This is a genomic window from Oceanicoccus sp. (assembly GCF_029238675.1).
In the GTDB taxonomy this organism is placed as follows: domain Bacteria; phylum Pseudomonadota; class Gammaproteobacteria; order Pseudomonadales; family Dasaniaceae; genus Oceanicoccus.
Window position 1 is genome coordinate 21,618 of sequence record NZ_JAQWFR010000005.1, and the last position, 24,773, is coordinate 46,390.

Below are 24,773 nucleotides of genomic sequence, written 5' to 3' on the forward strand. Positions count from 1 at the left end.
TACGGTTGGTCGGTGATAATTAGAGGTTTTATAGGCATCGAGTGTAACGGAATCGTCACAGTAAGGCCATTTGCTCAATCTGCTTTTTTACCGGTCCAAAGCTGGTGCGGTGAATGGGGGTTGGGCCGTGTTTTTCCAGCGCGGCCATATGCACTTTGGTGGGGTAACCCTTATGGCCAGCAAAGCCATATTCTGGGTATTGTTGGTCAAAAGCGACCATCTCACGGTCGCGCACTACTTTTGCCAAAATCGATGCCGCGGCTATCGCTTGCACCCGGCTGTCTCCCTTCACTACTGCCTCTGCGGGGTAAGTCCACTTAGGAATTTTATTACCATCTACCAGGACATGCTCCGGCTGCTGGCCCAAACCCTCAACGGCTCGCTCCATCGCCAATAAGCTGGCATGTAATATATTGATATCGTCTATTTCTTGCACTGAGGCACGGGATATACACCAGCTTAATGCCCGTTCCTGAATCAATGGGAATAAGGCTTCGCGCTTTTTCTCGGTGAGTTTTTTAGAATCATCCAGACCCTCAATGGGGTTGTTAGGGTCGAGGATTACAGCGGCGGCGACCACATCACCGGCTAGAGGGCCGCGACCTACTTCGTCTACGCCAGCGAATAGGTGACCTTTATAGCTTGATACAAATGGTTCCATTATTAATCCTTTCATACTCACGTCGTTCCCACCTACCCCGTCATTCCCACCTACCCCGTCATTCCCGCGAAGGCGGGAACGACAGAGAGAGGGGGGGCTAGTGCTGGTTATTTTCTATCATGGTTAACAACACATCCGCCGCACGCTCACTGGCGTTCAGTTTTAATGCTTTATGAATATCCGTAAACCGCTCAACAATCTGCGCCTGCGCATCTTCGTGCAGCCTTTCCAATACCAAAGGCCCTAACATTTCAGGCCTGACATCGTTTTGTAAAACCTCAGGCACCATCTTTTCACCGGCTAATAAATTGGGCAGGGAAAAAAACGGGGATTTAACCAGGCGCGAAACAATAAAATAAGTAAACGCCGCCAGGCGATAAGCAACCACCATCGGTTTTTTCAATAACAGAGCTTCCAGCGTTGTAGTGCCTGAGGCCATTAGCACAACATCCGCCGCCGCCATTACCGTTTGCGATTGACCATCAAGCAAAGTAATTGGCAGGCCTTTGCCATGCTCCTGTAGCAGAGCCTCTAACTGCTCTCGACGCTGGGCATTGGCCGCGGGAATCACAAACTTAAGGTCTGGGCGCTGATGCAAACACCAGCGGGCCGTTTCGATAAACGACTGGCCTAACATCTTCACTTCACCGCCACGACTGCCGGGTAATAAAGCCACCATGGTCGCATCACTATCTAAAGACAAGGTGCTGCGGGCGGCTTGTTTTTGCATGGCAAGCTCATCTAATTCAATAGCAAACTTATCTGCCAAAGGGTGGCCAACAAAGGTGACCGGAACATTGTGCTGATGATAAAACTCAGCCTCAAAGGGCAATAAAGTCAGCATTCGGTCAACCGCTTTAGCAATTTTTTTCACCCGTCCCTGACGCCAGGCCCATACCGAGGGACTCACATAATGTGCGGTTAAAACGCCCTCATTACGCAGTGCCAATTCAATATTCAAGGTAAAGTCTGGCGAATCAATGCCAATAAAAAGATCGGGAGGGGAGTTAATAAAGTGTGCTTTTAAATCGCGTCGAATGCGCAACAATTCAGGAAGCCGTTTCAGGGGTTCAACAAAGCCCATCACCGATAAACGGTCCATAGGGATATGGCTATTAAAGCCCTCCGCTATCATTAGCGGGCCGCCTACTCCTTCAAAAATCACCTGAGGGTGTTTGCGTTTGATAGCCTGCATCAGGCTGGAGCCTAGAATATCTCCCGAGGCCTCCCCCGCTACAATACCAATACGCAATGTGGACATAAAACCGTCTCGTTTAACGCACTATTCCGCGTCTGGAAGCCTCCAAAGACTCAACTAACAACCCAATTTCAGGATGCTCCTGTTGCATCTCACGCAACTTCACCAAAGCTTCTTCTGTAGTCAGACCCTGGCGATAAACAACCTTATAGGCGCGCCGGATAGCGGTAATCGTCTCACTACTAAAACCTCGACGGCGTAAGCCTTCAACATTAACCGTCTTAGCTTCAGCAGGTTGGCCGTTTACCGTCACATAGGCCGGTACATCCTTGCTCAAATGGCTGCCATAACCGGTAAAACTGTGGGCGCCAATCGAACAAAATTGATGAACCAGGGTGTAACCCGCCAGAATTGCCCAATCGCCAACCGTCACATGACCAGCAATAGCGGCATTGTTAACAAAAATGGTATGGTTGCCCACCACGGAGTCATGGCCAATATGGGCATAGGCCATAATTAAATTATCATTACCAATAAGGGTTTCACCGCGGTCCTGAACTGTGCCCCGGTGAATCGTCACACCTTCACGGATAATATTATTGTCGCCAATCACCAAACGGGTAGGCTCACCCTGGTACTTCATATCCGGGGTATCTTCGCCCACAGAAGAAAACTGATATATTTTATTATTAGCGCCGATTTTAGTCGGGCCTTTGACCACTACATGGGAAGCCACCACGGTACCGGAGCCAATTTCTACATCGGGTCCAATAATCGTCCACGGCCCGACTTCTACATCGTCGGCTATGATGGCACTGGGATCTATAATCGCTCGAGGATCTATCAAGAACAAACCTTCCTATTTTTGTAATATTTGTTGTTGTATTACGATATTAAAACGGCCTGTCAGCACAAATAATATCAGCAGTGGCGGCAAGATCATCTTTCACATAAGCGCTGCACTTAAACTTCCAGATACCGCGACGATCAGAGACGTATTCCACTTTTAATACTAACTGGTCACCCGGCACTACCTGGCGTTTAAAACGCACATTATCCGCGCCAACAAATAAATAAATTGAACCATCGGCCGGTGTTTTGTCCGAGGTTTTAAAACCTAAAATACCTGCAGCCTGAGCCAGGGCTTCAACAATTAATACGCCGGGCATCACCGATATTTGCGGAAAATGCCCCTGAAAAAATGGCTCGTTAATAGAGACATTTTTTATAGCAGTAATAGACTCACCAAGGTTTAACTCGACCACCTTATCTACTAACAGAAACGGATAGCGATGAGGTAAATATTCTTGTATTTCTTTTATATCCATCATGGATGTTAACCCTGTTACGCTAACTTTAATCTAATTTTTTTTCTACGTCTGTTAAACGCTTCGACATTTGATCTAATTGCGAAAACCTAACAGCGTTTCTTCGCCAAGTACGACTATCTTGCATAGGCGTGCCCGAAGAATAAGCACCCGCTTTAGCAATGGATTTGGTCACCAGCGTAAAGGAAGTGATATGCACATTATCAGCAATGGTTAGGTGGCCAACAATCCCCACACCCCCTGCTATGGTGCAATTTTTGCCAATTTTGGTACTGCCTGCAATCGCTGTACAGCCTGCAATACCAGTATTTTCGCCCAACTCAACGTTATGGGCTATTTGTACCTGATTATCGAGAATAACGCGATCACCAATACGGGTATCATCCAGGGCACCTCGGTCTATCGTACAACCGGCCCCGATCTCAACATCATCACCCACAACCACACCACCCAACTGGGCGATTTTAACCCAGCCGCCTTTTTCCCGGTCTGGCGAGGGAGCAAAGCCAAAGCCATCGCTGCCAATAACAGTACTACTATGGATAATAACGCGGTCGCCGATGCTAACATCATGATAAAGGCTGACATTAGCATGGAGTAAACAGCCCTCACCCAGCCTGGTATTTTTGCCGATGGTACAGCCAGCATTAACAACCGTACCGGCACCAACAACCACATGATCAGCAATAGTGACATTTGCGCCAACACTGGCGGATGGATCAATACTGGCAGTAGCACTAATCACAGCAGAAGGATGAATACCTGCATCCTGCAATGAAGGTTCAGCAAATAGCTGGGAAGCTTTGGCGTAAATCAGGTAGGGGTTATCAGAAACCAGGCAATTGGCTGGGCCAATACCGACCATATCCGGAGCGACAATAACGGCTTCGGCCTGAGTGGCCGCAAGGGCTTTTTGGTATTTGGGGTTAGCAAGAAAGCTCAGCTGGCCCTGGCCGGCATTGGCCAGTGTAGCCAACCCGGAAATAACCACTTCCGCATCGCCTACACATTTCACCGCTAATAGCTCGGCCAATGCAGCCAAGGTATATTGATGATCAGCCATTATTCAGTGCCAAACCGAAACTAAGTAATTACTTAGCTTGGTTAAGTTTGTCGGTTACTTTCGCGGTAATGTTAAAGCTGCTGTCTACATGCATTGCAGCCTGTTGATTCAGCAATAAGCCAATACCTTCGGCTTCAATTAATTCGCTAACGGCTTTTTGTAGTTTAGGGGCCATTTCCTGGGCAACGGCCTGTAATAGTTGCTGCTCAGCTGTTTGTAATTTTCTTTGTACAAACTCGATATCGGTACGCTTTTCCTGAATCTTTTTAGCTTCTGCCTGCTTTTGCTCTGTACTCATTACAGCGGCATCTTTTTGCAACTGGGCTACAGTATCCTGATAGCTCTTACCCAGGTTCTCCAACTGCTTACGGTTTTCTGCATAGCTGGACTCTTCACGCAAAGCCTTTAAACGCGCCTGGGCAACTTCGGTGTTAATAATAGCCTGCTGTGCATTTAATACCGCAATCTTGCCTTCGGCATTGGCGGCAACAGAGGCACATAACGCAACAGCAAGTAGAGCTAGCTTAATCAGTTTGTTCACAATAAATCTCCATCTCATCAATTATTAAATCTAAATAGTTATCAAGCCGGATACTCTCGGCTTAACGGTTAAAATTACTGCTTAAAAACTTCTGCCCAAAGAGAATTGGAAGGCTTCGGTTTCATCATCTTCAGTGTCGTTAAAGGGCTTGGCATAACTAAAGGTTAATGGACCAAAACCAGTAATCCAACTTAAACCAACACCAAAGGAATAACGCAATTCATCCAGGTCCGCTTTATAACAATTGGCTTGTGATTCACCACATTGCGTACTGAATACATTACCAAAATCAACAAAGAAAGCGGTACGGACCGAGCGCTGGTCTTTGATAAAGGGCAATGGGAATAATAATTCCACGCCACCTTCAATCAAGACATTGCCACCGAAGGGATCTGGGTCGTTTTCATAGGGGTTAGTAAATATTTTCTGGTCGCCATTGGCATCGTCAACCACCACATAAGACAGCTTATTATCCAGAACCAGGTCACCTACATTTATACCACTCTGGTCACAGATACCACTAGTAACCGTTTCACATCCATCATCACCTTCTTGAATAGCCACTCTTGCTCTATCCGTTTGGTAGATTTGTGCTGGCGTGCTCCGTGGCCCCAGGGTATTACTCTTAAAGCCTCGCACCGAACCAAAACCACCGGAATAGAAGTGGTTAAAGAAAGGGAGTTCATCATCACCAATACCATCACCATAACCTAACTCAGTACGTAAACGTAAAGTCCAGCTGCGGCTAATGGGGAAGAATATCTGGCCGTTATAGACCAACTTATAGTATTCCAGGTCACTACCGGGAACAGTCAACTCAAGGGATAAACTTTGCGATGCACCCCGTGTTGCCATACGACCACGGTTAAGGGTCGACTGGGTCCAACTGGTGGTGATGGTAAAGTTGTCAAAGGTATCGCCACTCTCATCCAAAAAACCGGTCACGGATGGCGGCGACAAGATACTTTCAAAACCATCGATAACATTGCCATTATCGTCAATAAAACGAATGGGCACTTCTTCAACGTTAGAGTCGGCTTCAAACTCGTAATAATCTCTATACCAATCTTCATCAGCAACATTCACTACATCAAGCAAACGTGGGCTGGCAATAATTTCCTGTACTGCACCAAAGCCCGCTTTGATTTCAGTATTACTATAACCCAAACTAAAACCTAAACGCTCGGTTTCTTTAATCGGGTAACCAAAGTTTAAGCTACTACCGAAAGTATTAGTGGTATAACGGGAAACGTTAATCTTATCGAGGTCCGCTTCACGATAGAACACCGAGAAACCACGGCTAACACCATCTTTGGTGTAATAGGGGTTAACAAAACTAAAACGGATATTGGTTAAGTAATCACTTTTGTTTAAGCCGATACCAATCTGCTTACCGGTACCCAGAAAGTTGTCCTGTTGAATATTAGCCCCTAACAAAATACCACTATCCTGCGAGAAACCGACACTGGCGCCGATGCTACCCGAGGATTGTTCTTCAACGCTGTACAGCAGATTGATTAAATCATCACTGCCGGGAACTTCCTGAGTATCAATCGAAGCTTGTTTAAAGTAACCCAAACGCTCCAAACGAATACGTGATTGCTCAATACTGGCAGAAGAAGCTGGCGCACTTTCCATCTGGCGCATTTCACGGCGCAATACTTCATCGGCGGTACGGGTATTACCTTCAAAATTAATGCGGTTAACGTAGGTGCGCTTACCCGGGTCGATAAAGAATTTAATCGCCACCGTTTTATCTTCGTCGTTGATATCGGGGATGCCTTCAACTTTGGCGAAGTTATAACCCTCATTACCCAAACGCTTGGTTAGCCATTCTTCTGTGCTGGTCACGGCCGACTGGGAAAAGGTCTGGCCGTTCTTGATCAGGATATAAGGTGTCAATTGCGCTTCGGGGAGGACGATATCACCGGACAAATCGACATCGCCGACTTCATACTTGTCACCTTCGATAATATTGACGGTGATATACACCGCTTCACGGTCAGGCGTTACCGACACCTGTGAGGAGTCGATGCTGAATTTAATATAGCCTCGGTCGAGGTAGTAAGACCTCAGGGTATTTAAATCACCAGAGAGTTTTTCTTTAGCGTATTTATCATTACTGGTAATCCAGGATAACCAGCCAGTGGATCTAAGTTCAAATAAATCCATCAGGTCTTCATCGCTATACACAGCGTTACCAACGATATTAATATGCTGGATCGAGGCGGTAGTGCCTTCATCAATATCGATATTCACTCCCACACGGTTACGAGGTAGCGAGGTTACATCGGTTTCAATACCGGCATCGTAACGACCCTGCGATACATATTGCCGGGTCAGTTCCATTTTCATACCTTCAAGGGTGGAACGCTTAAAGACTTTGCCCTCTGAAAGACCTGCGCCTTTTAGTCCCTCTAACAGGGATTCAGTATCAATAGCCTTGTTACCCTCGATATTGATCTCGCTAATGGAGGGACGCTCTTCTACCGTCACCACCAGAATGCTGCCATCACGGGCAATATAGATATTGTCGAAATTACCGGTACGGAAAAGGGTACGAATGCTGTTGCGAATTGTGCCAGCATCAATAGTGTCGCCCACATTGATGGGCAGGGAGGCAAAGATACTACCGGCAGAGATCCTCTGAAGACCTTCAACCCGTATATCTGATACAACAAAAGATTCGTTAGCTCGTGCAGAAACAGCACTTAAGGCAACAAACAACAACAACAGGAAATAACGTTTCATCTAAGGTTTTACACCAAAATATTTTTATAGGCCCAATTCAGGCTAAATGCTCATTGTCCGCACCGCAGTATCGGTGCGATAAAGGCAAACGGCATACTCAATTTTATTTCCCGTAACGGCCTCTATCGCTCGTACACATTAAGAACGAAGGCTCTTATGTCATTTTTCAAACGCGCCATTATAAACGACATTACGGCTAAGTGTGAGCCTCAAAGACGTTTCAATAGGCTATTTTTATCACTTAATTTATGAGCCGATTTATAGTCGTGAGATATCGTTATAAATCGCTAAAATCATCACACCCACAATAATAAACAGGCCCAACTGGTAACCCAACATCTGGATCCGCAGGGAGACTTCTTTGCCCGTGATCATCTCAACCAAAAAGTACAAAATATGACCACCATCCAATACCGGAATGGGCAGTAAATTAAGCACCCCCAAACTGATACTTAACAGCGCCAGAAAGCCTAAATAGGCTTCAAGGCCCGAATTAGCTGAGGCGGAGGCCACTTTAGCAATCGTTATCGGCCCACTCAAGTTTTTCGGGGAGATAAGTCCCATTAGCATCTTTTTAATGGATTCCAGCGTAAAAACACTCATTGACCAAGTACGATCGAGGGCCTGGCCAACCGCACCTAACACGCCGTAACTAAAGCTGCGCTTCATCTCTTCCGGCCATTTGGGCCACTGCACACTGACACCAACCTGCCCGTAAGCTTCGTTGTTTTCATCGTATTTTGTGGCAGGGGTCAACAGGGTAGAAAATAACGCCCCTTCTCGCTCATATTCAATACTCATTGTCTGCCCCGGACGAGCACGAACATAGTCAACCCACTCGGACCAATCAGCAATAGCTGTTGCGTCTACGGCCAGAACTTTATCACCGGCTTGTAGGCCTGCTGTTTCAGCGGGACTATCAGCAATTACCTGGTCAACAATAGCTAGTACAGGGGGACGATATAATTCGATGCCGAGACCACCAATTAGGTCTACAGCGTCATCACCCGCCAACCATTCATCGAGCTGGGCAGTAGACTCATAGGTTAAATCAGACTCGGGATACTTAGCGGAAAAGGTAATCGGGCCACTTTCACCGATACGCTGCAATAGGCGCAGATGCAAAGCCTCCATAGTCGGGGTCGCTTCACCATCCACTGCTACAATCTGCTGGCCAGGTTCGAGGCTAGCTTGCTCGGCAATAGAGCCAGGCTCAATACTGCCAACCACAGGGATAACGCCAGTAACACCCCCCACAAAAACACACCAATAGACAAAAATAGCCAGAATAAAGTTGGCTAAAGGCCCCGCCGCCACGGTGGCAAGACGCTGCCCAACGGGCTTGCGGTTAAAGGCGTAAGGTAAATCTTCCGGCGCCACATCACCTTCACGTTCATCCACCATTTTGACATAACCACCCAGGGGGATGGCGGCAATCACAAACTCGGTGCCCTGCTTGTCATGCCAGCGATATAAGGCCTTGCCAAAGCCCACTGAAAAACGGATAACCTTAATGCCACAGCGGCGAGCTACCCAAAAATGACCATACTCATGGATGGTTACCAGGATGGCGAGGGTTGCAACAGTAATCAGTATTGTTTGTAATAATTCCATAGCTTCAACTGGCCTTGTGGGCCCTTTTACCTTCTATCAATCATGTTCTATCAATATGTTCATTCGCCATCTGGCGAGCCACAAGATCCTGCTCTTGGACAACCGCCAGTGTCGAGGGTTCAACCAAGGGCATAGTAGTTAATACGTGTTCAATAATAACAGGGATATCGGTAAAGCAAACCCGCCCATCCAGAAAGGCCTGGACAGCTATTTCATTGGCCGCATTGAGTACCACCATAGCGGTAGCACCGGTTTTGACCGCCTCTGTGGCTAGCCGTAAGCAGGGGAAACGCTGGTAGTCCGGGGCTTCAAAATCCAGCTGCGCCGTGGCAATAATATCCAGGCTGGGCACACCAGAGGCAATACGCTCAGGAAAAGCCAAAGCATGGGCAATGGGTGTGCGCATATCGGGGTTACCCAATTGGGCCAACACCGAGCCATCATCGTATTCCACCATGGAATGGATCACGCTCTGTGGGTGGACCACAATATCAATATGTTCAGGGCCAGTATCAAATAACCAGCAGGCCTCTATTAGCTCCAGACCCTTATTCATCATGCTGGCTGAATCGACAGAAATCTTGCGTCCCATATCCCAGTTAGGATGGGCGCAGGCTTGATCCGCTGTCATCGCCGATAATTGATCCAGTGGCGTCTGGCGAAAGGGACCACCGGAACCGGTCAACAGAATTTTCCGCACACCTTCCGCGGCCAGGCCAAGACCCTCACCAGACTGGTATCGAGCTGGCATACACTGGAAGATAGCATTGTGTTCGCTATCAATCGGCAGCAAGGTAGCGCCACTGTGCTTAACCGCCTGCATCATTAAATCGCCAGCCATCACCAGCGACTCTTTATTGGCCAGCAGAACTTTTTTACCCGCTTCCACCGCAGCCATGGTTGGCGCCAAACCGGCACCACCAACAATAGCAGCCATCACACTATCCACTGCCTCTGCGCCAGCCACATCCAGCAAACCCTGCTCACCCGCCAGCACTTCGGTATCGGTAAGGCCCCCGGCCTTAAGTTGTGCTGACAACTGCTCAGCGGATTGCTCATCACGCATCACTGCATAGCGGGGTTGGTGGGCTTTGATCTGGGGAAGGATTAAATCAACACGACTGTTAGCCGTCAGGGCATAAACACGGTAACGGTCAGGGTGGCGGGCCACCACATCCAGGGTACTGACACCTATCGAACCGGTAGAACCCAAGACAGTAATCAATTGTAACGACTCACCACTCATACCGTCTTACCAACCTGCCAACAATAAACTTAATGCAAATACCGGCGATGCTGCGGTCATACTATCCAGGCGGTCCATCATGCCACCATGCCCCGGCAGGATATGGCCACTATCTTTAACACCCTGCTGGCGCTTAATCATACTTTCTAACAAATCACCTAGTACCGAAGCCAGTGAGGTAACTACAGCCACCACCAAAACGGCCAGCAAATTATGCTCAGCAGCGTCAAATAACAACCATAACAAAGCCACCAAACAGGTACTGGCAGTAAGACCGCCCCAGAAACCCACCCAGGATTTGCCAGGGCTGACACTGGGAGCCAGCTTAGCCTTACCCCATCTTAAGCCGGTGAAGTAAGCCCCAATATCAGCGGCGGCCACCATCGCAATCAGCAGGAATAACAAAGCGATACCGTGGTCGTGAATACGCAAATAAACCAGCGCCAACCAGGCTGGCACCAGAGTTAGATAACCCATCAGCATACGCATTGGCGTTGAACGCCAAATCACTGCACTACCGGGGTAGCTGCGCACCCATAACAGGGCAATCGCCCACCAGAGGCAGCCCAGGCCAAGCAGGTCGCGAATATGCTCCCATTGAGGTTTGGCAGTTAGAATTTGTGTGTGCCATGAAGCTGCCACCAACAAGATAAGTACCGACGCGGTATATAGAAGCCTGGCAAGCCATAAACGTAAACCCGCTAAAGCACTCCACTCCCAGGCGGCAATAACAACCAGCAAGCCAATTAAACCAGCCAGGCCAAGGGGAGGTAATAAAAATATCCCGACGCCTATCAGTGTGATCATAAAAACGGCTGTGATTACCCGTTGCTTTAACACGATTAGTTCACCTCTCTGAGCGATTGATCATCGTCATCACGACCACCGTAACGGCGATCACGCTGGTTATAGCTGGTTAACGCCGCATGCATATCGGCTTCACCAAAGTCGGGCCATAGGGTCTCGGTAAAAAAGAACTCGGAATAAGCCAACTGCCATAATAAAAAATTGCTAATGCGCTGCTCACCCGCAGTACGAATGCACAGGTCGGGTTTAGGAAGGTCTGCCAGGGAAATATATTGGTCCAGCAAGGTCTCGTCCACTTGTTCTGGTTCAAGGGTGCCCGCTTTAACCTGTTCTGCCAGCTGACGAGCGGCATTGGCAATATCCCACTTGCCACCGTAATCAACGGCTATTACCAAGGTCGTATCGGTGTTTTCTGCCGTTAGTTGCTCGGCATATTCCATCTGTTTAATCAGGCCATCGCTAAAACGCTGGCGGTCACCAATAAAACGCACCCGCACACCATCTTGGTTTAGCTGTTTGATTTCGCCTTTAAGATAGCTGGAAAACAAAGTCATCAAGGCTTTGACTTCCAGGCTGGGACGTTGCCAGTTTTCACTACTAAAGGCGAACAGGGTAACTATTTCTACGCCATTATCTTTAGCTGTGCGCAAAACCGTGCGCACGGTTTCCACACCGGCCTTATGACCCATAGGGGTTGACTTGCCCTGACGCTTTGCCCAGCGACCGTTACCATCCATAATGATGGCAAGATGCCGTGGGACTTCCCTGTAGGAATACGGGCCAGATGAGTCAGACATAGTGCTTAATAAACCCTTTCAACAGTACTGTATCGATGGCGATAAAATATAGACCGCAAGCCGTTTATATTTCCATTAAGTCGGCTTCTTTAACGGCCAGGGTTTTGTCTATCTCTGCAATAAAGCGATCGGTAATTTTCTGCACATCATCCTGCGCTTTACGCTCTTCATCTTCAGAAATTTCTTTTTCTTTTTGTAAATCTTTTAAGTCCGCCAAAATATCGCGACGGATATTACGTACAGAAACCCGGGATTGTTCAGCTTCCTGTTTGGCACGCTTGGTAAAACCTTTACGCGTCTCTTCTGTCAGCATCGGCATGGGAATGCGAATCACAGCGCCCGCTGTAGAAGGGTTCAAACCCAGGTCAGACTTCATAATAGCCTTTTCAACATCGGGAACGATATTTTTTTCCCAGGGAACTACAGACAGCGTGCGCGCATCTTCTACATTGATTGCCGCCACTTGGCTAAGGGGCGTTTCAGAACCGTAGTAAGACACACGAATACCATCCAAAATACTGGGATGCGCACGCCCGGTTCTAATTTTATTTAAGCTAGTACCCAGAGCGACCAGGGTTTTTTCCATACGCTCTTCAGCATCTTTTTTTAAATCTTCAATCACGGGCCGTCTCCCAACTCGCTATGTGTTTATTAATAGAATGTTTATCTAATATCGCGTTTATTGCTGCTCAAAAACCAGCGTGCCTTCATCACCGCCATTGACGATATTCAACAAAGCGCCCTGCTTTTCCATTTCAAAAATACGCAGCGGCATATTGTGATCGCGACATAAAACAATCGCCGTTAGATCCATCACCTCAAGCTTCTTATCGAGTACTTCATCATAACTCAACTCATCATATTTAGTGGCTGTAGGATCCTTCACTGGGTCAGCAGTATACACACCATCAACCTTGGTAGCCTTCAGTACGATTTCTGCATCCACTTCAATACCTCGAAGGCAGGCTGCTGAATCGGTAGTAAAGAATGGATTACCGGTGCCCGCTGAAAAAATAACTACCTCACTTCGCTCAAGGAAACGCATCGCTTTACGGCGATCATAGTGATCGACCACACCACTCATCGGGATGGAGGACATAACACGGGAAGGTATATTGGCTCGCTCCAGGGCATCACGCATGGCCAAACCATTCATCACAGTGGCCAGCATCCCCATATGGTCGCCGGTAACACGGTCCAAACCGGCTTGTTGTAGCGACGCACCGCGGAATAGGTTACCGCCACCAATCACCAAACCTACCTGAATACCAATACCCACTAGCTGGCCAATTTCCAACGCCATGCGGTCAAGTACTTTGGGGTCAATACCAAAACCCTCATCGCCCATTAAGGCCTCACCACTAAGCTTTAATAAAATACGCTTATATTTTTTGTCGGTGCCGGGCATAAAAACTCCTTGAGCAATAGGTTATGGGTTGCGATTGTATAACAGTCAGACAGAAAAAAGGGGCCCTAAGGCCCCTTTTTAACAACTTCGCTTAGCCGTTCAATTGAGCGGCAACCTCAGCTGCGAAATCCGTCTCATCTTTTTCGATACCTTCGCCCACTTCATAGCGAACAAAGGTAACCACTTCTGCGCCGCCATCTTTAGCCAACTGGCCAACGGTCACTTCAGGGTTTTTAACAAAGGGCTGGTCCAGCAGGCTGTTCTCTTTCAAGAACTTCTGGATACGGCCAACCATCATTTTCTCAACGATATTTTCTGGCTTGCCTTCCATATCAGGCTGGGCCTTGATGATGTCTTTTTCTTTCTCAACCGCTTCAGCAGGCATATCTTCAGCGCGAACAACCTGAGGGTTAACCGCCGCTACGTGCATAGCGATATCTTTAGCCAACTCAGCATCACCACCTTTCAGGGATACCAATACCGCGATACGGTTGTTTGAGTGAGTGTAGCTGCCTACAACGCCGTCAGATTCCAGAACTTCGCTGCGACGCACAGAAATGTTCTCGCCGATTTTCTGTACCAGGGCTTCACGGGCAGTGCTTAAGTCACCGTCCATCAACGCTTCGATATCGGTCTGCTTGTCGGCAAACGCTTTGTCAGTCACCTGACCAACAAAAGCTAATAAACCTTCATCACGGGCGGCAAAGTCAGTTTCGCTGTTCACCTCAATCACCAAACCATAGCTGCCATCGTCAGCTACTTTAACCGCCACAACACCTTCAGCAGCAGTACGGCCAGCTTTTTTGGCGGCCTTCATACCACTGTTTTTACGCATCTCTTCAATTGCCGCATCAATATCACCGCCGGCTTCAGTCAGTGCTTTTTTGCACTCCATCATGCCAAGACCGGTGCGGTCGCGTAGTTCTTTAACCATTTTTGCAGAAATAGCTGCCATCGTCTTATTCCTCTAACACATGCGCTAAACCTTAAGGGCAAGGCGCAGAAAACTAAAAAAAGGTTTCAAAAAAGGGGGCTCAGCCCCCTTTAAAGCTCAAAGGCTGCTGAACTTACTCAGCGACTGGAGCTTCTGGTGCTGCTTCAGCAGCTGGAGCTTCTTCAACAAACTCGTTTTTTGGTGCAGAGCCGTCAGCAGCTTTTCCCGCTAAAATGGCATCGGCAACGGCTGTTGCATAAAGCTTGATAGCGCGGATCGCATCATCATTACCAGGGATAACATAATCAACACCATCAGGGTTGCTGTTAGTATCCACAATACCGATAACCGGTATACCCAGGTTGTTAGCTTCCTGGATAGCAATACGCTCCTGGTCAACATCGATAACAAACAAGGCGTCAGGTAAACCACCCATATCCTTGATACCACCGATAGAACGCTCTAATTTTTCCATCGCACGGGTACGCATCAGGGCTTCTTTCTTGGTCAATTTGTCGAAAGTACCGTCTGACTGCTGAGTTTCAAGGTCGCGAAGACGCTTGATAGAACCGCGGATAGTTTTGTAGTTGGTTAACATGCCGCCTAACCAGCGGTGGCTAACGTATGGCTGGCTGGCACGGATGGCCTGCTCTTGCATGATTTTACCGGCGGCACGCTTGGTACCCACGAATAAAATCTTGTTTTTACCAACAGACAGCTTCTGCATAAACGCTAAAGCTTCGTTGAAGGCTGGAACAGTGTGCTCCAGATTGATGATATGGATCTTGTTACGGGCGCCGAAAATATATTCGCCCATTTTTGGATTCCAGTAGCGAGTCTGGTGACCAAAGTGGACGCCAGCTTGCAACATGTCACGCATGCTTACTTGAGTACTCATATAGATACCTTTTACGGGTTAGGCCTCCATATACCCCATCAATCAACCCCGGCTCGGATTCAAATATCCGTTGAGGGCACCCTGACCAATGTGACGGTATATGTGCGGATTTAGTTAATAGTTTTTACCCAATTTCAAGGCCGATCTGGCTGGCCCCAAATTTGAGTGCGCGCTTTATACCATAAGACCATGCTGACTTAAAGTTAAAGGGGGGGTTTTGTGTGAATTTGGCTGAAATTGGGGGCACATACTAAAGAAGGCCGTACCCCCCACCGTCATTCCCGCGAAGGCGGGAATCCAGTGGAACATGCAGGCTGGATTCCCGCCTACGCGGGAATGACGGTTCGTATAGGAAAAAAAGCGTAAACGAGATGTAAGAGCTGAGGTGGGCAGGTCTTTCCCACACCATCTACTAACCCGATCAAACAACAACTATAATCCCCCCCAACCAACAAAGATAACTTTAGCTATTGCCGACACGCATGGTTTACAATAGCAAACTCGCGGCACAACCTACCGCCAAAAAATATTATTTTCCTATAATTTCAAAGAGTTAAACCAAAAAACATCATGAGCGTCGCTATTAAAACTGCCGATCAGATCGAGAAAATGCGGGTAGCGGGCCGTTTAGCCGCCGAAGTATTGGAAATGATCGCCCCTTCTGTCCAAGCCGGTATCAGCACTGAAGAGCTGGATAGGATCTGCCACGACTATATCGTCAATACCCAGAAAGCCATCCCGGCACCGCTTAACTACCATGGTTTCCCCAAATCCATCTGCACCTCAGTTAACGAAGTGGTATGCCACGGCATTCCTTCAGAGAAAAAAATCCTTAAAAACGGCGATATTATCAATATAGATATTACCGTGATTAAAGATGGCTTCCACGGCGATACCAGCCAGATGTTCCATATTGGCAAGCCTCTAAAACACAACGAGCGTCTGGTCTCCATCACCCAGGAATGCCTCTACAAGGCCATTGATATAGTTCGCCCCGGCACCACCCTCGGGGATATCGGCCATGTAATTCAAAAACACGCTGAAGCCAACTACTATTCCATAGTCAGGGAATATTGCGGCCACGGCATTGGCGAAGTTTTCCACGAAGACCCCCAAGTGCTGCATTACGGCAACAAAGGCGCTGGTCTGGTATTGAAAGAAGGCATGACCTTTACCATTGAGCCTATGCTGAATGCGGGTAAACGCCACGTAAAACTCAGCAAAAAAGATGGTTGGACCGTCACCACCAAAGACAGCCGCCCATCAGCCCAATGGGAACATACGCTTCTTATCACAGCAGATGGTGTCGATGTACTGACCGCCCGTAAAGACGAGCCTTATTACAAAGGCTAACATCACTAAAGAACATTTAAGGCAGACACTGCACATGAACGAGCAGCCCTTCTCTATTCCAGCGACGGTTTTTGACCCAGAGCTTTTTACCCAGGCATTAAAAAGTGCCAAGTCCCCCATCCCCCTGCTGAAAAAAAACATCGAACGCACCACCGACTACCTGCACCAGCAGTACCAGCAAGGTGCCTATATTCGCGACCTGGTTTGGTCTCGCTCAAACTTTATTGACCAAATACTTCAATCCAGCTGGCAACGTTTTGACTGGGGCGACAACAACGACATCTGCCTGATTGCTGTTGGCGGCTATGGCCGCGGAGAACTGCACCCCCACTCAGATATTGACCTGCTAATTTTATTATCCGACGAGGCTGCAGTAGAGCGCTTACAACAACCTATCAGCGACTTTATAACCCTACTCTGGGATATCAGCCTCGATATCGGCCACAGCGTTCGCACTATCGACCAATGTATCCAGGAAGCGGAAAAAGATATCACCATCGTTACCAACCTGATGGCATCCAGGGTGCTATGCGGCGCAGACCCACTGCACCAGGCCATGATGGACGGCACCGGCAGCGATAAAATGTGGAGCAGCCAGCAATTTTTCCGCGCCAAGTGGGATGAACAAATTGCTCGCCACCAAAAACACGGTAATAGTGAGTATGTACTGGAAGCCAATGTAAAAAACTCACCCGGCGGCCTGCGCGATATCCAAATGATCAGCTGGATTGCCCAACGCCATTTTTCTACCCGCAGCGTTGAAGAACTGATTGGCAAAGGTTTTTTAACCGAAGAAGAAATTACCATCCTTAATCGCGGTATGGATTTTATGTGGCGGGTGAGATACGCCCTGCATATGGTAGCTGGCCGTGAGGAAGACCGACTACTGTTCGATCATCAACGCACGCTGGCAAAAATGTTTGGCTACGATGATGACAACGCCAAAATGGCAGTAGAGCAATTTATGCAGTACTACTATCGCTGGGCGCTATCCCTCGGTGAGCTTAATGATGTCTTAATGCAGCATTTTGATGAGACTATTTTAAGAGCGTCTGAAGCGGAAACCATCGAAGAAATCAATTCACGCTTTCATGTCCGCAACGGCCATATCGAAGTGACGAATGATAAAGTATTTGAACAAACGCCTTCTGCTTTACTGGAAATTTTTGTACTAATGGCGCAAAACCCCAGCATTGATGGTGCCCGCGCCTCCACCATTCGCCTGATCCGACTAAACCGCCACCTGATTGATGACGATTTTCGCAGCGACCCGGTAAACACTCGCGCCTTTATAGAAGTGTTACGCTCTCCACACAAAGTTGCACTGCAATTACGCCGTATGTTGCGCTTCGGGGTACTGGGAAAATACCTGCCGGAATTTGGCAAAATCATTGGCCAGATGCAGCACGACCTGTTTCATATTTACTCAGTGGATGCCCATATTATGGAGGTGGTAAAAAATATGCGCCGCTTCCACTATGAAGAATCAAAAAAGAAATACCCGGTAGCCGCCCGTGTTGTTAAGCGCCTGCCTAAAATAGAATTACTCTATATAGCCGGCCTATACCACGATATCGCCAAAGGCCGTGGTGGCGACCACTCCACCCTGGGCATTATAGATGCACGTCATTTTTGTGAACGCCATAATTTAGGTAAACATGATGCCAACCTGGTTTGCTGGCTGGTAGAACACCATTTGCTAATGTCATCCGTGGCCCAAAGAAAAGATATTACCGACCCGGATGTCATCATTGAGTTTGCGCAAGTGGTTGGCGACCAAACACACCTTGACTATATCTACACCCTGACGGTGGCCGATATCAACGCCACCAACCCCGACCTCTGGAATAGCTGGCGCGCCTCTTTATTGCGTCAACTGTATGCCGAAACTAAACGTGCTTTGCGCCGCGGACTGGAAAATCCCATCGACAAAGCCGACTGGATTCGCGAAACACAAACAGCGGCCATCGACCAATTGGAAGACCTGGGTTTTACTGAAGATGAAATCCATGAGGTATGGGCCAAAACTGGAGAAGACTATTTTTTACGGGAAAAAGTTGACGATATAGTTTGGCATACCCAAGCTATTAGCCAACACAGTGATGCGGATACTCCCTGTGTACTACTGAAGGAAACCAGTGACCTGGACTTTGAAGGGGCGACACAAATTTTTATTCACGCCCGTCATAAAGATACTCTCTTTGCCCTGGTGGCCTCAGGCCTTGAGCAACTGGATTTAAACATCCAGGATGCCCGCATCTATAATTCAGGCACCGGCGTCACTCTGGATACCTTTTATGTGCTGGATAATAACGGCCAACCGATTGGCGATAACCCGGAAAGAACCGAGAAAATCAAAGACTTTCTGATCGAACATATAAAACAAACCACCGACTATATCGACTTTATGCAACGCCGCACGCCACGGCAAATGCGTTTATTTTCAGTGCCAACGCAAACCACATTAACCACGGACCCCTCGGGTACCTATAGCATATTGGAAGTGATGACACCGGACCGTCCCGGCTTATTGGCGCGTATTGGTAAAATATTTTTCGATTACAATATCCAGTTACAAAACGCTAAAATTGCCACCCTGGGCGAACGGGTCGAAGATGTATTTTATATTACCGATCAAAACCAACAGCCTATTGAAGACCCTGACTTGCGCGAAGCTATCCAGATAGCTATTTGCAAAGAGCTGGATAAAAAAGCCGCCGCTTAAATAATTATTAACGAAAACGACAGCCAATGAACCCTGATTTAAATCAATTACAGCCTTACCCGTTTGAAAAACTGAATGCTTTAAAAGCAGCGGTAAGCCCGCCAGAAAACCTGCCCCATATTGCGCTATCTATCGGCGAACCCAAACACGAACCACCGGCCTTTGTTAAACAAAGCCTGAATGACAATATGGACAAACTGGCCAACTACCCCTCTACCAAAGGTCTACCGGAATTAAGCGCCCGTATTGGCCAATGGCTAACTCATCGCTTTAAGCTAACCGCTAACAGTATCGACCCCCAGCGCCATGTTATTCCGGTCAATGGTACCCGCGAGGCCATCTTTTCATTTGCCCAGGCCGCGATTAATAAAACTACCGGTGACAAGCCACTGATTATCACCCCCAACCCGTTTTACCAAATTTATGAAGGCGCTGCCTTTTTAGCGGGAGCAGAGCCACACTTTCTACCCTGTCTGGAAGACAACCATTTTATTCCCGACTTTGACGCGGTCAGCGAAGATATCTGGCAGCGCTGCCAATTATTATTTCTCTGCTCACCGGGCAACCCTACCGGCGCGGTATTTGATAGCAAAACCTTGCACAAACTGATCGCACTGGCCGATCAATACGATTTTATTATCGCCAGTGATGAATGCTATTCAGAACTGTATTTTGATGAACAACAACCACCTACCGGTTTATTGCAGGCATGCCGTGAAATAGGCAGGGATGACTACCGTCGCTGTGTGGTATTCCACAGCTTGTCAAAACGCTCGAACTTACCCGGACTACGCTCTGGTTTTATTGCCGGTGATGCCGACCTGCTAAAACCTTTTTTGCTCTACCGCACCTACCACGGTTGCGCCATGCCGATTCAACACCAGCTGGCCAGTATTGCAGCCTGGTCTGACGAAGACCATGTCAAAAGCAATCGCGACAAATACCGCGCCAAGTTTGATGCCGTGCTGGATATTCTCGGTGATAAGTTAGAAGTGTCCAAACCGGATGCCGGTTTTTATCTTTGGGCCAAAACGCCTATCAGTGATGTAGACTTCGCCCAACAACTATTCGCCCAGCAGAATATTACTGTCTTACCAGGCCGCTATATAGGCAGAACTGTTGACGGCTTAAACCCCGGGGAAAATCGTATCAGAATGGCATTGGTTGCGCCGCTGGAAGAGTGCATCACCGCAGCAAAGCGCATCCGGGAATTCCTAAACACCGTCATTCCCACAAACAACCGTCATTCCCGCGAAGGCGGGAATCCAGCGCTGTAGATTTCTGCAGCCTGCCCTCGAATGCTTTAGTCGGGGGCGGAAGTAACAGCATAAGCATGCAGTCTGGATTCCCGCCTTCGCGGGAATGACGGTAATATTCGCAATATAAAGGACAGGCTCTGGAATAATATGCTGAAGAAAGAACGGGTTGAATATATTCAAAACAAATTGCAATCCCTTTACCCAACTCAACCTATCCCCCTCGACCACAAAGATCCCTATACCCTGCTGGTCGCTGTACTGCTCTCCGCCCAATGCACCGATGAACGGGTAAACCAAGTCACCCCCGCCCTGTTTAAACTGGCGGACAATCCCTTTGATATGGCTAAGAAAAAAGTCGACGACATCAAAGCCATTATCCGCCCCTGCGGCCTCTCGCCGAAAAAATCCAAAGCTATTAAAGTGCTGTCTGAAATGCTGGTGGAACACTATGACGGCGAAGTACCCGCCGATATGGACGCTTTAGAAGAATTACCGGGGGTCGGCCACAAGACAGCCAGCGTAGTGATGTCGCAGGCCTTTGGCGTGCCGGCCTTTCCGGTGGATACCCATATCCACCGTCTGGCACAACGTTGGGGCCTGACCAGCGGCAAAAATGTTACCCAAACAGAGAAGGATCTAAAACGTTTATTCCCAGAGAAAAAGTGGAACGCTTTGCATCTGCAAATTATTTATTATGGCCGGGAATACTGCAGCGCCCGAGGCTGCGATGGCACCGTCTGTGAAATCTGCACTCAATGCTACCCCAACCGAAAAAACCCCAAGAAAACCAAAAAGCCTTAAGTTGCAATTATCCGCTTCTATCTAATAGGTGTATGCACTTGTATGACTAACCGTACCAGCTTCTCCTACGGTAAAAATCTTGCTATTCTTGCCCGCCTTCAGCAACCGAAAAACAGGGCCCAACCCGTGACCACCCTCTACGGCATTAAAAACTGCGACACTGTGAAGAAAGCCCGCAAATGGCTGGACCAACAAGGTGCGGACTATCAATTCCATGACTTTCGTGAAACCCCCATCACCCAGCGGCAGGTAAAAGCGTGGATTGAACAATTGGGCTGGGACACCGTGGTCAATAAACGCAGCACCAGCTGGAAACAGCTGAGCGAAGAACAGCGCAATAGCATGAACGAAAGCTCAGCCATTGCAGCTATTATGGAAAACCCAACACTGGTTAAACGCCCCCTGCTGGACAGGGACGGCGAATTTTCTGTGGGCTTCAACGCCAGCACTTACCAGGATATTTTCTAATTTTTAATCATTTAATCGTTATAGGTGAAACATGAGCGAACAACTTTTTAGTATTGGACTGGGCGTAGGCACCCAAAACGCCAAAGGCGAATGGCTAGAAGTCTATTATGCCCAACCACTACTCAACCCCAGCGCTGCATTGGCCGAAGCCGTTGGCGCCAGCGTTAATTATCAGGGCGGCAACCAGGCCATCAGTCTCGACAAAGGTCAACTGGGCACACTGGAAGCAGCTTTAACCGCTGCCGGCGAAGCAGACCAGGCAGCTATCGTTAATGCCTTGAAAACCAGCAGCCGACCTTTGGTAGCCACCATCCTGGCCACTGATGACAATCCTGCATCCGTGCCAGAAGGTTACTTAAAGCTGCAACTGCTTTCACACCGCTTAGTCAAACCACACGGTATTAACCTGAACGGTTTATTCGGTGCACTGCCCAATGTAGCCTGGACAAACAAAGGCGCCATTGATCTGGATGAATTGCCTGAAGCACAATTACAGGCACGCCTGAACGGCGAATTACTCAGCGTCGACTGTGTCGATAAATTTCCTAAAATGACCAACTATGTAGTACCCGCTGGTGTGCGCATTGCCCACACCGCCAGAGTAAGACTGGGTGCTTATATTGGTGAAGGCACCACCATTATGCATGAAGGGTTTGTTAACTTTAATGCGGGTACTGATGGCCCGGGCATGATCGAAGGTCGTATTTCTGCTGGCGTATTTGTAGGTTCAGGTTCTGACCTTGGTGGCGGTAGCTCTACCATGGGTACACTATCTGGAGGCGGCAACATTGTCATTTCTGTCGGCAAAGAATGCCTGTTAGGTGCCAACGCGGGTATTGGTATTCCATTAGGTGACCGCTGTACTGTTGAGTCTGGCCTTTATATTACTGCGGGTACCAAAGTCACCATGCTGGATGACCAGAACAATGTGGTTGAAACGGCTAAGGCGAGAGACCTGGCGGGAAAATCAGATTTATTATTCCGTAGAAACTCTGCAACGGGTGCAGTCGAATGTTTAACCAATAAAACGGCGGTTGAATTAAACCAGGAACTACACGCCAATAACTAAACCTTTAAGCCAGGCCTCTAAGCAAGGCCTCTGTGCTTTTCTTCTACCAGCCCATAGTCGCTTTAACAAAAGGCACTGTTAAGCGACGCTGCTCTTTTAAAGAAGCATGGTCCAGAATATCCAGTACGTCTAACAGGGCCTCCATGTCGCGCTGGCAACGGTGATAGATAAACTGCATCACCTCATCATTCAATTCAAGACCCCGTCCTTCGGCACGTAACTGAATAGCCGCAATTCGCTGCTCATCAGTCAGTGGTTTTAACTGAAAAACAGCCCCCCAACTCAAGCGCGACGCCAAATCTGCCAGGGCTGTATTTAGCTCCCGCACGGCAGCATTGGCACTAATCACCAAAGCGACCTGTTGCTCCTGTAAACGATTAAACAAATGAAATAAGGCTTGCTCCCAGGCACTGTCCCCCATCACCGCATCGATATCATCCAGGCAGACCAGTGATAACTGCTCCAGACCTTCAAACAATTCTTCCGGTGGGTAATCCCGCAATTCCTGTAGGGGCAAATAGACTGACGCCAAACCCGCTTCATCCGCCTGATGGCAAGCCGCCTGCAATAAATGACTGGCACCTGCGCCCCTGGCACCATAGAGATAAATATAACGCTCGCCCTGCCCCGCTAACTGAACGCGTAGCGTCTCAACCAGCAAAGCATTATCACCCCCATAGAAATTATCAAAGGTCGTATCATCGCGCAGCTGGACAGCCAGCGGTAATTGCTCAAAAGTAAAACTCATAAACCGTACATCTAATTCCTGTCAGGGCATTTTCTTTAGGGGGCGTTGTCTGCTGTATAAAGCTTGCTGTCTTTATAGCTGGTATGGGCATGGCGCAACAACACCATCACCACCGCAGCAACAGGTAAAGCCAATAACACACCGGTAAAACCGGCAAGCTGGCCGCCGGCCATAATCGCAAAAATAACCGCTACCGGATGCAAACCAATTCTATCGCCCACCAATAACGGAGTAAGCACCATACCTTCTAATATTTGCCCAATGGCAAATACCACACCCACCGCCAGTAACATCGGCAATTCATAAAACTGAAACCAGGCCGCAATGCCGGCAACAGTGATGCCAACAATAAAACCCATATAGGGCACTATGCTGGCAAGGCCCGCGATTAAGCCTAAAATAAAGGCCAAATCCAAACCCACAAACTTTAAGCCAATACTGTAAATAATCCCCAATGCCAACATCACCAATAGCTGGCCACGGATAAAAGCGCCCAGGATCTCATCACACTCGGTGGCCAGTTGCACCACTGTAGGCTCAACAGAGCGAGGTAATAAATCCCGCAGATGGGCCATCACAATATCCCAGTCCCGCAGCAAATAAAAAGTCACTACCGGAATCAATACCAGGTTGGCTAGCCATGTCATCATCGCCAGGCTTGAACCGGCCACCTTTGACCATAGCGTCCCAAGCAAGCCTCCCGCGGACATCCAGTTTTCAGTCAGCACGGTTTTAAACTGGGTAATGGGCAAACTGTCTTTGGGTAAATTCAGGGTTTGCTGTAGCCAGGGAATAAGCACATCCTGAATAGCATGCAGCCACTGGGGTATTTTGGTTGCCAATAAATCCAGCTGCCGACCCAATAGTGGAATCGTTAGCAGCACCAGCACAATCAATACCGAGCTTAGCCCCACAAACACCAACGACACCGCCAGGGTACGCCCAAGTCCACGCGCCTCTAACCGATCTGCTAAGGGGTCGCCAAGATAGGCCAGCAAAGTACCCACCAGAAAGGGCATCAATATCGGCTCTAACAACCCAACAAACAGCACTGCCAAAGCCAGTGCCAGCAGCGCCCATACCCGTTGTATATCTGTCATCAAT

23 protein-coding genes are annotated in these 24,773 nt (G+C 48.3%); 6 read left to right on the forward strand and 17 right to left on the reverse strand.

What is annotated here, in order from left to right; translation table 11 throughout:
- Window positions 1-55 precede the first annotated feature (55 nt).
- From rnhB to rpsB, 15 genes are all read right to left on the reverse strand, one after another.
- Window positions 56-661 carry a ribonuclease HII gene (rnhB, locus tag P8H32_RS02080; protein ID WP_301088356.1) on the reverse strand — a complete coding sequence of 202 codons (606 nt, stop codon included), beginning with the start codon at window positions 659-661 and terminating at the stop codon, window positions 56-58.
- Window positions 662-758: 97 nt separating this feature from the next.
- A complete protein-coding gene (gene lpxB / locus P8H32_RS02085; protein ID WP_301088357.1) occupies window positions 759-1,922 on the reverse strand; it encodes a lipid-A-disaccharide synthase in 1,164 nt (387 codons plus the stop codon).
- A gap of 13 nt (window positions 1,923-1,935) precedes the next feature.
- Window positions 1,936-2,712 carry an acyl-ACP--UDP-N-acetylglucosamine O-acyltransferase gene (lpxA, locus tag P8H32_RS02090; RefSeq protein ID WP_297293029.1) on the reverse strand — a complete coding sequence of 259 codons (777 nt, stop codon included), beginning with the start codon at window positions 2,710-2,712 and terminating at the stop codon, window positions 1,936-1,938.
- Between the two features lie 40 nt (window positions 2,713-2,752).
- Entirely contained in the window at window positions 2,753-3,190 is a 438-nt protein-coding gene (gene fabZ / locus P8H32_RS02095; RefSeq protein ID WP_297293030.1) for a 3-hydroxyacyl-ACP dehydratase FabZ, read from the reverse strand.
- A 25-nt stretch (window positions 3,191-3,215) separates the two neighbouring features.
- The gene (gene lpxD, locus P8H32_RS02100; protein ID WP_301088358.1) at window positions 3,216-4,250 is read right to left on the reverse strand and encodes a UDP-3-O-(3-hydroxymyristoyl)glucosamine N-acyltransferase; all 1,035 of its coding nucleotides are present in this window, start codon (window positions 4,248-4,250) and stop codon (window positions 3,216-3,218) included.
- A gap of 28 nt (window positions 4,251-4,278) precedes the next feature.
- On the reverse strand, window positions 4,279-4,791 hold the full coding sequence (locus tag P8H32_RS02105; protein ID WP_301088359.1) for an OmpH family outer membrane protein: 513 nt from the start codon (window positions 4,789-4,791) through the stop codon (window positions 4,279-4,281).
- Between the two features lie 81 nt (window positions 4,792-4,872).
- Window positions 4,873-7,542 carry an outer membrane protein assembly factor BamA gene (bamA, locus tag P8H32_RS02110; RefSeq protein ID WP_301088360.1) on the reverse strand — a complete coding sequence of 890 codons (2,670 nt, stop codon included), beginning with the start codon at window positions 7,540-7,542 and terminating at the stop codon, window positions 4,873-4,875.
- A gap of 258 nt (window positions 7,543-7,800) precedes the next feature.
- On the reverse strand, window positions 7,801-9,156 hold the full coding sequence (gene rseP, locus P8H32_RS02115; protein WP_301088361.1) for an RIP metalloprotease RseP: 1,356 nt from the start codon (window positions 9,154-9,156) through the stop codon (window positions 7,801-7,803).
- A gap of 40 nt (window positions 9,157-9,196) precedes the next feature.
- Window positions 9,197-10,402 (reverse strand): 1-deoxy-D-xylulose-5-phosphate reductoisomerase, encoded by a 1,206-nt coding sequence (ispC, locus tag P8H32_RS02120; RefSeq protein ID WP_297293001.1) that lies wholly within the window; start codon window positions 10,400-10,402, stop codon window positions 9,197-9,199.
- A gap of 6 nt (window positions 10,403-10,408) precedes the next feature.
- The gene (locus P8H32_RS02125; RefSeq protein ID WP_301088362.1) at window positions 10,409-11,242 is read right to left on the reverse strand and encodes a phosphatidate cytidylyltransferase; all 834 of its coding nucleotides are present in this window, start codon (window positions 11,240-11,242) and stop codon (window positions 10,409-10,411) included.
- Window positions 11,243-11,244: 2 nt separating this feature from the next.
- Window positions 11,245-12,006 (reverse strand): polyprenyl diphosphate synthase, encoded by a 762-nt coding sequence (gene uppS, locus P8H32_RS02130; RefSeq protein WP_297292999.1) that lies wholly within the window; start codon window positions 12,004-12,006, stop codon window positions 11,245-11,247.
- A 64-nt stretch (window positions 12,007-12,070) separates the two neighbouring features.
- Window positions 12,071-12,628 carry a ribosome recycling factor gene (gene frr, locus P8H32_RS02135; RefSeq protein WP_297292998.1) on the reverse strand — a complete coding sequence of 186 codons (558 nt, stop codon included), beginning with the start codon at window positions 12,626-12,628 and terminating at the stop codon, window positions 12,071-12,073.
- A gap of 57 nt (window positions 12,629-12,685) precedes the next feature.
- Window positions 12,686-13,414, reverse strand: coding sequence for a UMP kinase (pyrH, locus tag P8H32_RS02140; RefSeq protein ID WP_297292997.1), 729 nt, complete (start codon window positions 13,412-13,414; stop codon window positions 12,686-12,688).
- Window positions 13,415-13,505: 91 nt separating this feature from the next.
- Complete coding sequence (gene tsf, locus P8H32_RS02145; protein WP_297292996.1) at window positions 13,506-14,369, reverse strand: translation elongation factor Ts; 864 nt, start codon at window positions 14,367-14,369, stop codon at window positions 13,506-13,508.
- A gap of 112 nt (window positions 14,370-14,481) precedes the next feature.
- Window positions 14,482-15,246: a 30S ribosomal protein S2 gene (rpsB, locus tag P8H32_RS02150; protein WP_297292995.1), complete on the reverse strand. Its 765-nt coding sequence runs from the start codon at window positions 15,244-15,246 to the stop codon at window positions 14,482-14,484.
- Window positions 15,247-15,816: 570 nt separating this feature from the next.
- Here rpsB and map point away from each other — a divergent pair.
- The 6 genes from map to dapD all read left to right on the forward strand — a co-directional run bounded on the left by map (window position 15,817) and on the right by dapD (window position 22,921).
- The gene (map, locus tag P8H32_RS02155) at window positions 15,817-16,599 is read left to right on the forward strand and encodes a type I methionyl aminopeptidase (RefSeq protein ID WP_297292994.1); all 783 of its coding nucleotides are present in this window, start codon (window positions 15,817-15,819) and stop codon (window positions 16,597-16,599) included.
- 34 nt (window positions 16,600-16,633) lie between these two features.
- Window positions 16,634-19,324 carry a [protein-PII] uridylyltransferase gene (locus P8H32_RS02160; RefSeq protein ID WP_297292993.1) on the forward strand — a complete coding sequence of 897 codons (2,691 nt, stop codon included), beginning with the start codon at window positions 16,634-16,636 and terminating at the stop codon, window positions 19,322-19,324.
- Window positions 19,325-19,350: 26 nt separating this feature from the next.
- Window positions 19,351-20,601, forward strand: coding sequence for a succinyldiaminopimelate transaminase (gene dapC / locus P8H32_RS02165; RefSeq protein WP_297292992.1), 1,251 nt, complete (start codon window positions 19,351-19,353; stop codon window positions 20,599-20,601).
- Window positions 20,602-20,730: 129 nt separating this feature from the next.
- A complete protein-coding gene (nth, locus tag P8H32_RS02170; protein WP_297291823.1) occupies window positions 20,731-21,384 on the forward strand; it encodes an endonuclease III in 654 nt (217 codons plus the stop codon).
- A gap of 42 nt (window positions 21,385-21,426) precedes the next feature.
- Complete coding sequence (locus P8H32_RS02175; RefSeq protein ID WP_366057663.1) at window positions 21,427-21,852, forward strand: ArsC family reductase; 426 nt, start codon at window positions 21,427-21,429, stop codon at window positions 21,850-21,852.
- 31 nt (window positions 21,853-21,883) lie between these two features.
- On the forward strand, window positions 21,884-22,921 hold the full coding sequence (dapD, locus tag P8H32_RS02180; RefSeq protein ID WP_301088363.1) for a 2,3,4,5-tetrahydropyridine-2,6-dicarboxylate N-succinyltransferase: 1,038 nt from the start codon (window positions 21,884-21,886) through the stop codon (window positions 22,919-22,921).
- Between the two features lie 43 nt (window positions 22,922-22,964).
- On the opposite strand, the gene hda is transcribed toward dapD, so the two are convergent.
- Both hda and P8H32_RS02190 read right to left on the reverse strand, forming a co-directional pair.
- Window positions 22,965-23,669 carry a DnaA regulatory inactivator Hda gene (gene hda, locus P8H32_RS02185; protein ID WP_297291807.1) on the reverse strand — a complete coding sequence of 235 codons (705 nt, stop codon included), beginning with the start codon at window positions 23,667-23,669 and terminating at the stop codon, window positions 22,965-22,967.
- A 35-nt stretch (window positions 23,670-23,704) separates the two neighbouring features.
- Window positions 23,705-24,769, reverse strand: coding sequence for an AI-2E family transporter (locus P8H32_RS02190; protein ID WP_297291808.1), 1,065 nt, complete (start codon window positions 24,767-24,769; stop codon window positions 23,705-23,707).
- Window positions 24,770-24,773: the final 4 nt, after the last annotated feature.

Coding starts and splice junctions, on each gene's coding strand:
- rpsB (WP_297292995.1), bottom strand. CDS start 15,246: ATGAGTACTCAAGTAAGCATGCGTGACATGTTGCAAGCTGGCGTCCAC.
- nth (WP_297291823.1), top strand. CDS start 20,731: ATGCTGAAGAAAGAACGGGTTGAATATATTCAAAACAAATTGCAATCC.
- map (WP_297292994.1), top strand. CDS start 15,817: ATGAGCGTCGCTATTAAAACTGCCGATCAGATCGAGAAAATGCGGGTA.
- dapD (WP_301088363.1), top strand. CDS start 21,884: ATGAGCGAACAACTTTTTAGTATTGGACTGGGCGTAGGCACCCAAAAC.
- P8H32_RS02175 (WP_366057663.1), top strand. CDS start 21,427: ATGACTAACCGTACCAGCTTCTCCTACGGTAAAAATCTTGCTATTCTT.
- dapC (WP_297292992.1), top strand. CDS start 19,351: ATGAACCCTGATTTAAATCAATTACAGCCTTACCCGTTTGAAAAACTG.
- lpxD (WP_301088358.1), bottom strand. CDS start 4,250: ATGGCTGATCATCAATATACCTTGGCTGCATTGGCCGAGCTATTAGCG.
- rseP (WP_301088361.1), bottom strand. CDS start 9,156: ATGGAATTATTACAAACAATACTGATTACTGTTGCAACCCTCGCCATC.
- fabZ (WP_297293030.1), bottom strand. CDS start 3,190: ATGATGGATATAAAAGAAATACAAGAATATTTACCTCATCGCTATCCG.
- rnhB (WP_301088356.1), bottom strand. CDS start 661: ATGGAACCATTTGTATCAAGCTATAAAGGTCACCTATTCGCTGGCGTA.
- lpxB (WP_301088357.1), bottom strand. CDS start 1,922: ATGTCCACATTGCGTATTGGTATTGTAGCGGGGGAGGCCTCGGGAGAT.
- hda (WP_297291807.1), bottom strand. CDS start 23,669: ATGAGTTTTACTTTTGAGCAATTACCGCTGGCTGTCCAGCTGCGCGAT.
- ispC (WP_297293001.1), bottom strand. CDS start 10,402: ATGAGTGGTGAGTCGTTACAATTGATTACTGTCTTGGGTTCTACCGGT.
- uppS (WP_297292999.1), bottom strand. CDS start 12,006: ATGTCTGACTCATCTGGCCCGTATTCCTACAGGGAAGTCCCACGGCAT.
- bamA (WP_301088360.1), bottom strand. CDS start 7,542: ATGAAACGTTATTTCCTGTTGTTGTTGTTTGTTGCCTTAAGTGCTGTT.
- P8H32_RS02160 (WP_297292993.1), top strand. CDS start 16,634: ATGAACGAGCAGCCCTTCTCTATTCCAGCGACGGTTTTTGACCCAGAG.
- pyrH (WP_297292997.1), bottom strand. CDS start 13,414: ATGCCCGGCACCGACAAAAAATATAAGCGTATTTTATTAAAGCTTAGT.
- tsf (WP_297292996.1), bottom strand. CDS start 14,369: ATGGCAGCTATTTCTGCAAAAATGGTTAAAGAACTACGCGACCGCACC.
- P8H32_RS02190 (WP_297291808.1), bottom strand. CDS start 24,769: ATGACAGATATACAACGGGTATGGGCGCTGCTGGCACTGGCTTTGGCA.